Genomic DNA, 14,628 nt, shown 5'->3' with positions numbered 1-14,628 from the left:
TCGAGGCATGACTGTGACGATCGCTGAGGAAGTCCTCCTGCTCGCCTACAGCGAAGACGGCATGCCCCTGATCACCTGGACCCAACTGGACCCCGCGCTCGCCGGCGCCGTCCTCGCCGAACTGGCCATCCGCGGACGGGTGGAACTGTCGGACGAGAAGGTGACGCTCAAGGACGCGTCCCCGCTCGGCGACGCCGAACTGGACGCCGTACTGGCCCGCATCGCCTCGGAGAGCACTGGCGGAAAGCCGGTCTGGTGGATCCAGCAGCTACGCTCCGCCGAGCTGCGCGGGCGCCTGCTCTCCAGGCTGGCGGAGTCGGGTGTGCTGTCGGAGCAGCGGGAAAAGGCGATCATCTTCACCACGACACGCTGGCCCGAGGCCGACCCGAGCGTGGAGGGGGAGGTCAGGGATCGGGTGCACAGCGTCCTGGCGGGCGCGGACCCGGACGCCCGTACGGCCGCCCTGATCGCGATCGCGCACGCGGCCAAGCTCGACCGCCGGGTCTTTCCGGAGGCGAGCGAGCAGCGCATCAACGAGATCGTGACGGGCGCCTGGGCCGGTGACGCGGTCGCCAGGACGGTCATCTCCATCCAGGCGGCCGCGACCGCCGCCGCGGCCGCCGTCATCATGGCCACCACAGCCACCGCGACAGGCACTGTGACAGGCGTCTTCCCCTCCTGAGCCCCGCCCCGAGCCGGCCTGCCGCCCCCAGCACGAGGCGGCGGCCGGCCAGGGGAGCACGGCCGGGAGAACCGGTCAGTTGGCGTCGACGACGTTCCGGGGGACCGGCTTGTCGTTCTTCAGTGCGTCGAAGAGGGCCAGGGCCTTGGTGCGGTCCCACTTGACCGCCGTGCCGCCGCTCGGAACGGTCTCGTTCCCGCCGAACGGCACCACCGTCGTCACCGGGCTGTCGCCCATCGCCAGCCCCAGCGACAACATGTCGAACGCCCCGGTCCCGGAGTCGACCGCGACCGCGTCGGTGGCGCTCATCGCCAGCGGGATCGACGTGAACGGGTTGATCAGCACCCCGGGACTGGCCGCCTTCTTCACGACCGCGCCCAGGAACTGCCGCTGCCGCTTGGTCCGCTCGAAGTCGGGCAGCGCGCCACCCTTGCGGGTCCGCACGTAACCCAGGGCCTGGGCGCCGTTGAGCACCTGTGTGCCCTTCTTCAGCTTGAGCCCGGCCTTCGGGTCGTCCACGGCGGCCCGTACGTTGATCTCGACCCCGCCGATGGCGTCCACGATGTCCACGAACCCGGCGAACCCGATCTCCATGTAGTGGTCGATCCGCACTCCGGTGACCGACTCCACGGTGCGGACCAGCAACTGCGGCCCGCCGTTGTAGGCGGCGTTGAGCTTGTCGCGGCCCTTGCCGGGGATGGTGACCGCCGAGTCGCGCGGCAGGCTCACCAGCGTCGGCTTGTCACCGGTGTCGGGAATGTGCAGCAGCATCATCGAGTCCGTACGCTGCCCGACGGCCTTACCTGTGGCCAACTTCTTCCGCTCGGCGGCCGACAGGCCCTTGCGGCTGTCGGAGCCGACGAGCAGCCAGTTGGTGCCGGGAGTGTCGGCGATACGGCCCGGGTAATCGGCGAGCACGCCGTCGATGCCCGTGATCCGGGAGTTGATCCAGAAGAACAGGCCCACGGCCGCCACGAGCAGGACCACCAGCAGCCCGGCGACTATCTTCAGGATGGTCCTGCCGGACAGCCGCCTGCGCGGCCTCGTGGGATCGGAAGGCTCGCCGCCCTTCGAGTGACGCAGCGGCCGGACCGGACTGTTCCCGGAGCGCGCCCTGCCGTACACGCGCGAGCCGCCCCTGGGCGGCTCTTCCGGGGAAACGGTACGTGGCCCCGGCTCGGGAGTCTGCGAGGCCGCGGGGAGCTTGTGCGTTGGCGCGCCCGGCCCCCCGAACGGGACCTCATGGGCCGGCGCGCCCCCGGAGCGCAGGCCGTCATCGGGCCTCGGTGGCAGCGGGCGGCCGTCGCCTGGTGAGCGCATGGCCCGCGTCCGGTCGTCCTCAGACACTTTGCCTTCTTCCCTTCGGTTTGTCATAGACGCTACGTCGAACCCCGCACCAGTGAAGACTTTCCGCCAAGGTTTTCCCACGTAAAAGTACGCGGAACGAGCGAAGAGTCACTCCGGAAACATAGATGCCAACAGCATCGTTACGGTTATGGACGACCTCTATCGAAGGGATGATCGTGTCCGCTCCGGACCCGTGGAGTCTTCGCCCGTGCTGTGGCACGGGTTCCTCTGAGAGCTCACCATGGTGAGTGCTTATCTGGGCCTGCTGGCCCTCTTCCTCCTCACGGCGGCGACCGGCTACTTCGTCGCCCAGGAGTTCGCCTTCGTAGCCGCCGACCGCGCCCTCCTACGCGAGCAGGCAGCGGCGGGCGACCAAGCCGCCGACAAGGCGCTCCAGGTCACGTCGCGCCTCTCCTTCATGCTCTCCGGCGCCCAGCTCGGCATCACCGTCACAGCGCTGCTGGTCGGTTTCCTGGCCGAGCCCGCCATCGCCACGATCGTACGGCCGTGGCTGGGAGACAGCGGGATGCCCGACACCGTGGTCACCGGCCTCTCGGTCGCCATCGGCGTCTTCGTGGCGACCGTTGTCCAGATGGTCCTGGGCGAGCTCGCGCCCAAGAACCTGGGCATAGCCAGGCCGGAGCCGGTGGCCAAGTTCCTGGCGAGCTCGACGCTGGTCTACCTGGCGGTGGTGGGCCCGGTGGTCAAGTTCTTCGACTCGGCGGCGACCGGTCTGCTCAGACGCGTGGGCATCGAGCCGGTCGAGGAGGTTGAGCACGGCGCCACGCCGGAGGAGCTCTCCCGCATCATCGAGGAGTCCACAAGGGCCGGCGAGCTGCCGCCGAGGCTCTCGGACCTCCTGGAGCGGGCCCTGGAGTTCGGTGACAGGACCGCGGAAGAAATCATGGTCCCGCGCCCCCGCGTCGTGGTGCTCCGCGCGGACCAGCCGATCGAGGACCTCATCGAGATCATGCGCAAGTGCGGCCACTCCCGCTACCCCGTCATCAACGAGGACGGCGACGTGGTGGGCGTGACAGGCGTACGCGAGCTCCTCTCATCGGGCCTGGAGGAGGGCGAGATCGCCGCCATCACCCGCCCGGCGCTGCTCATCCCTGACTCGGTGCCGATACCGGCCGTACTGGACAGGATGCGCGCGGCCAAGGACGACATCACCTGCGTCATCGACGAGTACGGCGGCCTGGCCGGCGTGATCACGGTGGAGGACCTGGCGGAGGAACTGGTCGGCGAGCTGGTCGATGAGAACGACCCGGAGCCCGCCGGCGCGGTCGAGCAGCCGGGCGGCGTCTGGGAGGTGCCGGGCACGCTGAGGCTGGACGAGGTGGAGCGCGCCACCGGCGTGGCTCTCCCGGAGAGCGACGACTACGACACGCTCGCGGGCCTGGTCCTCGCGAAGCTGGGCAGGATGCCCAACGAGGGCGACACCGTGACGGTCCCGATCGAGCCGGACACCGACCCGTTCGCGGAGAACGAAGAGACACCCCTGGCGGAGCTGACGGTCATGTCCCTCAATCGCAGGGTGCCCGAGTGGGTCCGCCTGTCGCCGGTCAAGCACGCGGAGGCGGCACGATGACCCTGCTCATCCTCAGCCTGGCGCTGCTGGCCTTCAACGCGTTGTTCGTGGCGGCGGAGTTCGCCTTCGTCTCCTCGAGGCGCCACCGTCTGGAGGAGATCGCCTCCCGCAACAACAACCGCCTGATAAGGCTGACGGCGAGTTCCGCCATAGGCGGCGGCAAACAACTCTCGCTGATGCTCGCCGGCGCCCAGCTGGGCATCACCCTGTGCACGCTGGGCCTGGGCCAGGTGACGGAGCCGGCGATAGAACACACTCTGGAACCCCTCTTCGCCGCCCTGGGCGTCCCGGAGGGCTTCCGCCTGCCCATCGCGCTGACAATCGCCCTGGCCCTGGTGACCTTCCTCCACATGGTGGTGGGCGAAATGGCCCCCAAGTCCTGGGCCCTGACCCACCCGGAGCGCTCGGTCATGCTGCTGACCCTGCCGTTCCGCGCCTTCACCTGGCTGATGCGCCCGCTGCTGTCGGCCCTGAACGGCGTCACGAACCTCATCCTCCGCCTGTTCGGAGTCGAGCCGAGGAACGAGCTGGCGACCACCAGAACCCCCCGCCAGTTGGCCATGCTGGTGGGCGAGTCAGGCAGGATGGGCCTCCTGGACCGAGAGGAGCACGACCTCCTCACCAGAGCCCTGAGACTGGACGACGAGGGCATAGAACGCCTGATGGTCCCCATCGGCAAGGCGGTAATGGTCCCGCCGTCGGCGGACGCCGCGGAAATCAGAGAGGCCGCCGCCAAGAGCGGCCACCTCCGGCTCCTGGTGGGCACCCCGGAAAACGTGAAGGGCGCCCTACACGCCCGAGACGCCCTCCTACAGCCGACGCGCAGCGCAGAAGAACTCTGCAGACCCGTACCGACACTGCCCTGCACAACCCAGGTCCCAGAGGCGGTGACGGCGTTGCAGGAGGCAAGAGCCCACCTGGCCCTGGTGACGAACCTGCCAGGAGAGGTGATCGGAATGGTGACCCTGACAGACCTGCTGGGCGAACTCCTGGACACCAGAACCCTGGCAGCGTAATTGTGATCTAGTTCACAAGCAACCAAGCAGCCCCGGGCGTACCACCCAAAACGGCACGCCCGGCGCTCACCCAGCAGGCGACGACCAGTCAGCAGTCCTTCGGTGAGCCAGCATCACAATATGGTCTAAATCACACCATCAAGCAGCCAGAAAGCACCCTGCAACCAATCGGGCGTACCTTCCAAAGAAGGCACGCCCGTTACCAACAGGTTCTTGAAAAGAGAGACCCCAACCCTTGCGATCCAGCAAACACTTCGCCAGTGTGGGTCTGCGCAAGCCTACGGCGAGCAACAAGCCTACGGCGAGCAACAAATGGATAGAGGGCCCGGGAGGAAACCTCCCGGACAGGGGGGTCCCGGGGGAACTCCCCCGGGAAACGCTGGGGGTCCGGGGGTCATCCCCCGGGAGACATGACGAGGGGACCCGAGGGAGCGGGCCTGAAAGGCCTGCGACCAAGAGTCCCCAGTCACCGAGTGGGCGAGGAGGGATTTGAACCCTCACGTCCTTTCGGACACACGGACCTGAACCGTGCGCGTCTGCCGTTCCGCCACCCGCCCTTGTGGGTGCGGAAAGAACACTAGCACGGAACAGCCAGTGGTACTGAACCCGGATACGATCGCATAAGACACGGGAGCGGAGGAGCTGGGCGCGACAGCCGACGAGCGCCAGGGACGCCGTGACGTGGAACGAGCGGGAACCGGGCGCCGGACGCGTCTGGGGGCCGCGATCATATGCACGGAGGAAGGGAGGTACCCGGTGGGAGTCCTTCAGCGCTTCGAGCGAAGGCTCGAAGGCTTGGTGGAGGGAGCCTTTGCGCGGGCGTTCAAATCTGACCTTCAGCCGGTCGAGGTCGCCAGCGCGGTTCAGCGGGAGATGGATGAGCGTGCGGCGATCGTCGCTCAAGGTCGCACGCTCGTGCCCAACGACTTCGTGGTTGAACTGTCCACGACCGACAGCGAACGGCTTGAGGTCTACGCCGACAGCATCAGCCACGAACTGGCCAACCTCGCCAGGGAGTACGCCAAGGAGCAGGGCTACTCCTTTGTGGGACCGGTCCGGGTCCGCTTCGAGACCGCCGGCGACCTGGCTGTGGGACTGTTCCGCATCAGGTCTGGCGTCATCCGCGGTGCGACGGTCGAGCAGGACGAGATTCGCCAGCCGGCGAGCGACCTGCCTCCGTCGAGGCCGCACGCGTTCAACGGGCGGCCGAGGCTGCTCGTCTCCACCCAGGACGACCCGCAGGGCGACCGTTCCTACGAGCTCACCACACCGGTGACCTTGCTCGGCAGGGGCACCGACTGCGATCTTCGTCTGGTCGATCCGGGCGTCTCGCGGCACCATGCGGAGCTGCGGGTCGAGGGCCAGACGGTGGCTCTCGTCGACCTGGGGTCCACCAACGGCACTTTCGTCAATGGCCAGCCGGTACGCAGGATCGAGCTCCAGAACGGCACGCGAGTGACGCTGGGACGCACGACTCTGGTGTTCCGGCGCGATTAGGGGTAGACAAACGGTCCATGTCCGAGCTCACGCTGCTGCTGATCCGGCTCGCCTTCCTGGCGGTGCTGTGGTTCTTCGTCATTGCCGCAGTCGGCGTGATCCGGACTGACTTGTTCGGGTCACGTACGGCTCCCGCGGGCCCACGCAAAGGCGTGAAACCCGCCAAACCCGTGGCGAAGCCCAAGAGTAAGAAGGGCGAGCCACGCCAGCTCATAGTTACGGGTGGCCCGCTGCAAGGCACCACCATTAACCTCACGGAGACGCCCATCACCATTGGCCGGGCCAATGACGCCACGCTGGTAGTCACAGACGACTACGCTTCCAGCCGGCATGCCCGGCTCTTCCCCCAGGACGGTCAGTGGATCGTGGAAGATCTCGGTTCGACCAACGGCACGTATCTCGACCGCTCGAAAGTCACCCGCCCGACCCCGGTGCCGCTCGGTGTTCCGATCCGCGTCGGCAAGACAGTCATTGAATTGCGCAAATGACCATCGCACTCCGCTACGCCGCCCGCTCGGACGTCGGCCTCCTCCGCGAAGGAAACGAGGACTCGGCGTACGCTAGCGGCCGCCTGCTCGCCGTCGCAGACGGCATGGGCGGGCACGCACACGGCGAGGTGGCGAGCTCAGTCGCCATCGCCGCCATGGCCTCTCTGGAAGAGGCCCAACAGGGGGGTGACCTGCTCAACACCATCGAGGCAGCGGTACGCGACGCCAATCGCAGGCTGCACGAAATGGTGGGGCGGGATCCCAGCCTCAAAGGCATGGGCACGACTCTCACGGCCATGCTCTGGCACGGCACCCAGGTCGCTCTGGTGCACGTCGGCGACTCGCGCGCCTACCTGCTCAGACGTGGGGAGCTCTACCAGATCACCCATGACCACACGCTGGTGCAGCAGCTCGTCGACGACGGGCGCATCACGCCGGAAGAGGCAGCCACACATCCGCAGCGCTCGATCCTGCTGCGGGCGCTGGACGGCAGCGGGGAGGTCGATCCCGACCTCACGCTCCGCGAGGCGCAGGTGGGCGACCGCTACCTGCTGTGTTCCGACGGCCTGTCGGGCGTGGTGAGCGCGGAGACGCTGCACGCCACGCTCACCAACATCGACGACCCGGAAGAGGTCGTGCGCCAGCTCATCGACCTGGCCAACAGAGGCGGCGGGCCCGACAACATCACGTGTGTGCTGGCCGACGTCCTGGAAATCACCGATGGGCAACAGGTGCCCGCCGAGGCCGCCATCGTCGGCGCCGCGGGCATGAACCAGCTGCACGGTAACCCGCAGGACACCCATCCGGGGCGAGCCGGCGCGGTGACCGCACCCCAGCCGGTGCTCACCGACGACGACTACGATGAGCCGGTCGCCGAGGCGCCCCGGCGCAGGCGTCGTCTGTGGCCCGTACTGGTCACCGTGCTTGGCGTAGGCGTGGTCGCCGTCGGCGTCGGCGGCTACTTCGGATACCAGTGGACTCAGGACCAGTTCTTCGTCGGTGCTAGGGGCGACGAAGTGGTCGTGTTCCAGGGGATCAAGACAGAGCTGGGCCCGTTCCAGCTCTTCGAGGTCAGCAAGCCCACGGGCCGGCAGCTCTCTCAGCTGTCCGAGGCCGACCAGGCGCGAATCAAGAGCGGCATTCCGGTCACCACCGTCGACGAAGGTATGACGAAGATCAACGCCTTGCAGTTCGCCCAGGACCAGAAGGACAGCAGCGACACCCCCTCTACGACCGCCAGCTCGTCGCCCTCGCCATCCGCGAGCGCGACCAAGACGAAGCAACGGTAAATGAGCGAAGTCGCAGTCTCCCCCGTCCCGATGCCGGCCAAGCGCCGGGTGGCTCAGCTCGTCATGCTCGCCCTGGCGGTGGTGATCGTCATGGTGGCCTACGCCAACGTGGGCCTGGCGGTCGACGGCAAGATCCCCGCGGGCATGCTGGCGTACGGCCTGGGGCTGGGCGGTCTGATGCTGGCCGCCTACCTCGTGCTGGCCAAGTTCGCCCCCTGGGCCGACCCCTTGATCCTGCCGCTGGTGACCCTGATCAACGGTCTCGGCCTGGTGATGATCTACCGGTTGGAGGCCGCCAAGATGGGCGGCGCGTCCGCCGCCAACCAGATCATGTGGACGGGTCTCGGCGTCGTCATGTTCTCGATCACCCTGATCGTGCTGCGCGACCACCGCATGCTCCAGCGCCTCACCTACACCGCGGGCGCCGTCGGCCTGGTCCTGCTCGCCATCCCCGCGGTGCTGCCCAGCAGCCTCAGCGAGGTGCAGGGCGCCAAGATCTGGATCCGCCTCGGCGGCTTCTCCATCCAGCCGGGCGAGTTCGCCAAGCTGGCGCTGGTCGTGTTCTTCGCCGGCTATCTGGTGGCCAAGCGCGACGTGCTGGCGCTGGCCGGGCGGCGGCTGCTCTTCATCGACCTACCCAGGGCCAGGGACCTCGGCCCGGTCCTCGTCACCTGGGGGTTCAGCCTGCTCGTCCTGGTCTTCGAGAAGGACCTGGGCACCTCGCTGCTGATATTCGGCACGTTCATCGCGATGCTCTACATCGCGACGCAGCGCACGTCGTGGGTGCTGATCGGCATCCTGCTCTTCGTCGGCGGCGCCTTCGTCGCCGGGCAGATCTTCGACCACGTGGGTGCCCGCTTCGACGTCTGGGGCGATCCCACCAACCCGGTCTACTACGGCAACGACCCCATCTGCGAGCAGAAGCCTGCAGGCAGCCCGATGTGCGGCAAGAGCTACCAGATCATGCAGGGCCTGTTCGGCTTCGGCGCCGGCGGCATCCTGGGTACGGGGCTCGGCCAGGGCAACCCCCAGTTGATCCCGCTGTCGTTCTCCGACTTCATCTTCGCCGCGACGGGCGAGGAGCTGGGCCTGACCGGCCTGATGGCGCTGATCATGATGTACGCCCTGCTGGTCGAGCGCGGCCTGCGCACGTCGCTCGCGGCGCGTGACCCGTTCTCCAAGCTCCTGGCGGGCGGGCTGTCGTTCATCCTGGCCTGGCAGGTCTTCATCATCGTCGGCGGCGTGACCAACCTCATCCCTCTGACCGGCCTGGTCACCCCGTTCATGTCCCAGGGTGGCTCCGCTTTGCTGGCTAACTGGATCCTTATCGCGCTATTGGTACGCATGTCAGACGCGGCACGGCGACCTCCGCCCCAGGCGATCCAGAACGAAGGACTGACGCAGGTGTTCCAGCGATGAACAGCACTCTGAAGCGCGTGGCCGTGGCCTGCCTGGCCATGTTCGCGCTCCTGATGATCAACGTGAACTACCTGCAGGCCGTGCGGGCCGAGGGCCTGAGCAAGGACGCTCGTAACACCCGCAACTTCTACGAGCGCTACGCCATCGAGCGCGGCCGCATCACGGCGGGCGGCAAGGTGCTCGCGCAGTCCGTCGAGACCAAGGACCCCCGGTTCAAGTTCGTCAGGGAATACCCGGAGGCCAAGCTCTACGCGCACGTCACCGGCTTCTTCTCGCCCGAGAGCGAGAGCGCGATCGAGAAGTCCGAGAACCAGCTGCTCGACGGCTCCAGCGCCGACCTGCTGCTGCGGCGGAGCATCGATCTGTTCACCGGCGAGCCGGCCAAGGGCGCCAACGTCGATCTCACGATCAACCCCAAGGCGCAGAAGGCGGCCTACGACGCGCTGCGGCAGAGCGGCAAGCGCGGCGCGCTCGTCGCGCTCAACCCGAAGACGGGCGGGATCCTGGCGATGGTCTCGCTGCCCACCTACGACCCCACCGAGCTGTCCGGCACCGACAAGGGCAAGGTCTTCCCGCGCTACGACGAGCTGGCCAAGGACAAGAGCCAGCCGCTGCTCAACCGTACGATCGAGCAGACGTACCCGCCCGGCTCGACGTTCAAGGTCGTGACCGCGGCGGCCTACCTCGAGGACGACTCCTCGCGCGGGCCGCAGACCAACGTGGACGCGCCGCAGCGGCTGCCGCTGCCCAACACGACCATCAGCCTGCCCAACTACGGCGGCGCGGCCTGCGGCTCCGGCTCGGTCACGCTGACGTACGCGCTGGAGAAGTCCTGCAACACGCCGTTCGGCAAGATCGGCATGGAGCTGGGCTACGACAAGATGAACGAGCAGACCGAGAAGTTCGGCATGGGCCAGCCGGTCGCCGTGCCGATGTCGGTGGCCAACAGCGACTTCGGCCCCGAGGAGGACAAGGCGGCCCTGGCGATGGCCTCCATCGGGCAGCGCAGCAACCGGATGACGCCGCTGCAGATGGCCATGATCGCCGCGGGCATCGCCAATGACGGCAAGGTGATGAAGCCGTACCTGGTCAACAAGATCTCTGACGCCAAGGGCGACACGATCAAGCAGGCCGAGCCCGAGCAGCTGTCCGATGCGGTCAGCTCCGAGACGGCGGGCAAGCTGCGTGAGATGATGGTCAGCGTCGTCCAGAACGGCACCGCCAACCTGGCGCAGGTCCCAGGCGTCCAAGTAGCGGGTAAGACGGGCACCGCGGAGACTGCCGACGGCCAGCCGCCGCACGCCTGGTTCATCTCCTTCGCGCCTGCCGAGGACCCGAAGGTGGCCCTCGCGGTCATCGTCGAGTCCGGTGCGGCCAACGTCGGCGCGGAGGCGACCGGCGGCCACACCGCCGCGCCGATCGCAAAGGCTGTGCTGGAGGCGGTGCTGAACAAGTGAGCGACGGTAACCTGCTGGGTCATGCGGCTCCGTAACCGCTACCTCCTGCTCTCCCGCATCGCCACAGGCGGTATGGGAGAGGTCTGGCGTGCCCGTGACGAGCTGCTCGGGCGCGAGGTTGCGGTGAAGATCCTGCGTAGCCACATCTACGCGGACCCCACTTTCCGCGAGCGGTTCAGGAACGAGGCGCGTCTCACCGCGGCCCTGGCCGATCCGGGAGTGGCGCAGATCTTCGACTACGGCGAGCAGAGCGATCTGGCCTATCTCGTGATGGAGCTGGTGCACGGCGAGCCGCTGTCGGCCATCCTGGCCCGCAACGGCGCCATCGGGCTCGAGGTGACGCTCGACGTGGTGCACCAGACGGCCAAGGCGCTGCACGTCGCGCACTCCGCCGGGATCATCCACCGCGACATCAAGCCGGGCAACCTGCTGGTCACCTCCGAAGGGGCCATCAAGGTCACGGACTTCGGCATCGCCAGGGCCCTGGAGGCCGCGCCGGTCACACAGACGGGCACCGTGGTGGGCACGGCCCAGTACGTCAGCCCTGAGCAGGCCCAGGGGTTCCCGCTCACGCCCGCCACCGACCTCTACTCGCTGGGCGTGGTGGCCTACGAGTGCCTGGCCGGGCGTGCGCCATTCCGCGGCGACAGCCAGGTGGCGATCGCGCTGCAGCACCTCAACGAGCTGCCGCCGCCGCTCGGCGTGGACGTTCCCGCGCCGGTGCGCGAGCTGGTCACGGCGCTGCTGGCCAAGGATCCCGCGCGCCGCCCCGCCACGGCGCTGGAAGTGGCCGACCGGGCCTACGTGGTGCGCGAGTCGCTGGCCAGCGTCGCCGAGCCGGGCGCCGACCTCAGCATGCTCACCGACCCGGGAGGCTTCCGCGTACGCGAGCCCGCGACGGAGGACGGGCAGGAGACGGACCACCTCGACCAGGCCACCACGCTGCAGGAGCCGGCCGGGGGAAGACGTCGCAAGAGGGCGTTCGCGCTGGCGGCCGCGGCCGGCTGTGCGGTCGCGGTGGGGCTCAGCGCGATCACGTTCGCCAGCAGCCCATCCGTAGAGACGCCGCCGGAGGTGGCGGAGCCGACCAGATCGGCCGCGCAGACGCCGGATCAGCCGTCGCCCACGCCGAAGAAGAAGCGCACCAGGCGACCTCCTGTGGTTCCGGTCAAGTCGCCGAGGCCTATACCCTCGCGGTCAGCTACGGTAAGCAAGTCAGCAACTCCTACCAAGAAGCCGACACCGAAACCGACCCCGACCACCCGAACCCCTACGCCCACACCGACCCCGAAGCCCACCACTACACAGAAAACTCCGACACCCACCGCCTCGCCGGACCCGGGTGCTACAAACCCGCCCAAAGAGGAGACGTGATGCGCTATGGGGTCGATGATGGACACCGGCGGCCCCCCGAGCAGGCCGGTACCCAAGATGAACGGTAAGGGACAGTGCAGGAAATGACTCAGCCTCGGCTACTCGGAGGTCGCTACGAGCTCGACGGTGTCGTCGGGCGCGGCGGCATGGCCGAGGTGTATCGTGCCCGAGACATCCGGCTGGACCGCATAGTCGCGATCAAGACCCTCCGGTCCGACCTAGCGCGAGACCACACCTTCCAGGCCCGGTTCCGCCGCGAGGCCCAGTCCGCGGCGTCCTTGAACCACCCGGCCGTGGTCGCCGTCTACGACACCGGCGAGGACGTCACCGACGGCGCGCCCGTGCCGTACATCGTGATGGAGTACGTCGACGGCCGGACGCTGCGTGACCTGCTGCGTCAGGACAGGAGGCTGCTGCCGGAGCGCGCGGTCGAGCTGGTCGACGGGATCCTGCGGGCGCTCGACTACAGCCACCGTGGCGGCATCGTGCACCGCGACATCAAGCCGGCCAACGTGATGATCACGCGGGCGGGCGACGTCAAGGTGATGGACTTCGGCATCGCGCGCGCGATGGCCGACTCCGCGGCCACGATGACGCAGACGGCGCAGGTGATCGGCACGGCTCAATACCTGTCGCCGGAGCAGGCGCGGGGCGAGCGGGTCGACGCGCGCAGCGACATCTACTCCACCGGCTGTGTGCTCTACGAGCTGCTGACAGGGCAGCCGCCGTTCACTGGCGACTCCCCCGTCGCGATCGCCTACCAGCACGTGCGCGAGGAGCCGATCCCGCCGTCGCAGATCGACCGTGACATCCCCCCGTGGGCCGACGCGATCGTACTCAAGGCCATGGCCAAGGACCCGGCCCACCGCTACCAGAGCGCGGGCGAGATGCGGGCCGACATCCAGCGGGCGATGTCCGGGATGCCGACCGACGCCCAGACGATGGCGCTGACCACCAACCACAGCCAGGGCACGCGCATGATGACGGCGACCCAGGCGGCCCAGGGCCCGGCCACGCAGCGCACCACCGCGGTCCCCCCGTACGAGTACGGCGACGGCGACGGCGGCGGTGGCCGCGGCGGACGGCGCCGAGCGAGCGGCGGAGGCGGCAACAACGCCGTCAAGACCGCGTTGTGGATCATCGTCCCATTGCTGATCATCGGCGCCTTCATCACGGTCGGCTACGTGGTGTTCAGCTCCAAGGGCGCGCCGTCCGACACGCAGGTCGCCATCCCGACGCTGGCCAGCCAGGAGCGGGCGTACGCGGAGCAGCAGCTCAAGGGGCTCCAGCTCAACGTCGAGGTCGTGCAGGAAAACAGCGACGACGTCGACAAGGGCAGCGTGATCAAGACTGATCCGCCCGAGGGCACCAAGGTCGACAAGCAGTCCAACGTCAAGCTCTACGTGTCGAAGGGCCCGGCGAAGGTCAAGGTCCCCGACGGCCTCATCGGCCTCCCGCAGGCGGACGCCATGAAGATGCTGGAGGACGCCAAGCTGCGCGGCACGGTCAAGACCAGGACCTCCAGCAAGAAGCAGGGCACGGTCATCGACACCAGCCCCAAGGCCGGTGAGGAGATCGAGAAGGGCGGCGCGGTCACCCTCTACGTGCCCAAGGAGCTCGGAGAGGTGCCCAGCGTGATCGGGCTCACCGTCGAGGATGCGACCTCCCAGCTCAAGGCCTCCGGCTTCAAGGCCAGGGTCTCGGAGCAGCCGAGCGACCAGCCCGAGGGCACGGTCATCCAGCAGAACCCGGGTGAGGGCACCAAGCTGCCGCCGGGCACGACGATCACGATCGTGGTCTCCACCGGTCCCGACATGAACACGCAGCCGCCCCCCAACGACCAGCCGACGGAGCTGCCCTCGGACGGGCAGACGGACGTCCCGTCCGACGAGCCGACCGACGACAACCCGATCGGCGACAACGGTCTCGGAGGATAACTGAGGCATCGAAAAGGGCCGCCCGGCTCCCGGGCGGCCCTTTTCGATGCCGGCGCACACAAAAAACGCCCCCGCCGCTCGGGGGCAACGGCGGGGACGCTCACTTGGTAGTCGCTCGGCGGAAGACGTTTGTTACACGATTCCGCGCAGCCAATTCTGGAGCAGCCGGTGACCGTGCTCCGACAGCACGGACTCGGGATGGAACTGGATGCCCTCAATGGGCGCCTCGCGGTGGCGCAGGCCCATGATGACGCCGTCCTCGGTGCGGGCGGTCACGTCGAGCACCTCGGGGACGGTCTCGGGCAGCACGGCGAGCGAGTGGTAGCGGGTCATCCGCACGGGCGAGGGCAGCGTCTCGAACACGCCCTTGCCGTCGTGAGCGACGGCGCTGGTCATGCCGTGGACGAGCTCGGGCGCGCGGGACACGGTGGCACCGTACGCCACGGCGATGGATGCGGTTACAGCCGGGGTGGGCTCGATCAGCACCAGCGGCTTGAAGCCCGGCTTCTACAACCTCCGCCTCACCGCCGG

The 14,628-nt window shown here is 68.2% G+C and carries 12 protein-coding genes and 1 tRNA gene; 10 read left to right on the top strand and 3 right to left on the bottom strand.

Annotated features, from left to right (window positions below; genetic code table 11):
* Nucleotides 1-7: 7 nt before the first annotated feature.
* Nucleotides 8-682 (top strand): GPP34 family phosphoprotein, encoded by a 675-nt coding sequence (locus tag AB0J09_RS07850; protein WP_360686875.1) that lies wholly within the window; start codon nt 8-10, stop codon nt 680-682.
* A 75-nt stretch (nt 683-757) separates the two neighbouring features.
* On the opposite strand, the gene AB0J09_RS07845 is transcribed toward AB0J09_RS07850, so the two are convergent.
* Nucleotides 758-2,029 (bottom strand): LCP family protein, encoded by a 1,272-nt coding sequence (locus tag AB0J09_RS07845; protein ID WP_360686872.1) that lies wholly within the window; start codon nt 2,027-2,029, stop codon nt 758-760.
* A gap of 241 nt (nt 2,030-2,270) precedes the next feature.
* On the opposite strand from AB0J09_RS07845, the gene AB0J09_RS07840 reads away from it, so the two are divergent.
* Together AB0J09_RS07840 and AB0J09_RS07835 are read left to right on the top strand one after the other, a co-directional pair.
* Nucleotides 2,271-3,620, top strand: coding sequence for a hemolysin family protein (locus tag AB0J09_RS07840; protein WP_360686870.1), 1,350 nt, complete (start codon nt 2,271-2,273; stop codon nt 3,618-3,620).
* The gene (locus AB0J09_RS07835) at nt 3,617-4,636 is read left to right on the top strand and encodes a hemolysin family protein (RefSeq protein WP_360686867.1); all 1,020 of its coding nucleotides are present in this window, start codon (nt 3,617-3,619) and stop codon (nt 4,634-4,636) included. The genes AB0J09_RS07840 and AB0J09_RS07835 overlap by 4 nt, the downstream gene beginning before the upstream one ends.
* A 474-nt stretch (nt 4,637-5,110) precedes the next feature.
* Here the strand turns inward: AB0J09_RS07835 and AB0J09_RS07830 are convergent.
* Nucleotides 5,111-5,193, bottom strand: a tRNA-Leu gene (locus AB0J09_RS07830).
* Between the two features lie 199 nt (nt 5,194-5,392).
* Between AB0J09_RS07830 and AB0J09_RS07825 the strand changes: the two genes are divergently transcribed.
* The 7 genes from AB0J09_RS07825 (at nt 5,393) to pknB (ending at nt 14,097) form a co-directional block, all read left to right on the top strand.
* Nucleotides 5,393-6,133: a DUF3662 and FHA domain-containing protein gene (locus AB0J09_RS07825; RefSeq protein ID WP_026214157.1), complete on the top strand. Its 741-nt coding sequence runs from the start codon at nt 5,393-5,395 to the stop codon at nt 6,131-6,133.
* Between the two features lie 17 nt (nt 6,134-6,150).
* Nucleotides 6,151-6,621 (top strand): FHA domain-containing protein, encoded by a 471-nt coding sequence (locus tag AB0J09_RS07820; RefSeq protein ID WP_355379658.1) that lies wholly within the window; start codon nt 6,151-6,153, stop codon nt 6,619-6,621.
* On the top strand, nt 6,618-7,910 hold the full coding sequence (locus tag AB0J09_RS07815) for a Stp1/IreP family PP2C-type Ser/Thr phosphatase (RefSeq protein ID WP_360686863.1): 1,293 nt from the start codon (nt 6,618-6,620) through the stop codon (nt 7,908-7,910). Before AB0J09_RS07820 ends, AB0J09_RS07815 begins: the two co-directional genes overlap by 4 nt.
* Nucleotides 7,911-9,329, top strand: coding sequence for an FtsW/RodA/SpoVE family cell cycle protein (locus AB0J09_RS07810; protein WP_360686860.1), 1,419 nt, complete (start codon nt 7,911-7,913; stop codon nt 9,327-9,329).
* A complete protein-coding gene (locus AB0J09_RS07805; RefSeq protein WP_360686857.1) occupies nt 9,326-10,786 on the top strand; it encodes a penicillin-binding protein 2 in 1,461 nt (486 codons plus the stop codon). Before AB0J09_RS07810 ends, AB0J09_RS07805 begins: the two co-directional genes overlap by 4 nt.
* A 21-nt stretch (nt 10,787-10,807) precedes the next feature.
* Nucleotides 10,808-12,160 (top strand): serine/threonine-protein kinase, encoded by a 1,353-nt coding sequence (locus tag AB0J09_RS07800; RefSeq protein ID WP_360686854.1) that lies wholly within the window; start codon nt 10,808-10,810, stop codon nt 12,158-12,160.
* 83 nt (nt 12,161-12,243) lie between these two features.
* Nucleotides 12,244-14,097, top strand: coding sequence for a Stk1 family PASTA domain-containing Ser/Thr kinase (pknB, locus tag AB0J09_RS07795; RefSeq protein ID WP_360686851.1), 1,854 nt, complete (start codon nt 12,244-12,246; stop codon nt 14,095-14,097).
* A gap of 132 nt (nt 14,098-14,229) precedes the next feature.
* On the opposite strand, the gene AB0J09_RS07790 is transcribed toward pknB, so the two are convergent.
* Nucleotides 14,230-14,541 (bottom strand): gamma-glutamyl-gamma-aminobutyrate hydrolase family protein, encoded by a 312-nt coding sequence (locus AB0J09_RS07790; protein WP_360686985.1) that lies wholly within the window; start codon nt 14,539-14,541, stop codon nt 14,230-14,232.
* Nucleotides 14,542-14,628: the final 87 nt, after the last annotated feature.

Source organism: Nonomuraea sp. NPDC049784, assembly GCF_040659615.1.
Classification (GTDB): Bacteria; Actinomycetota; Actinomycetes; order Streptosporangiales; family Streptosporangiaceae; genus Nonomuraea.
The sequence above is the reverse complement of the archived record's forward strand: the minus strand, read 5'-3'. Positions and strand labels throughout refer to the sequence as shown.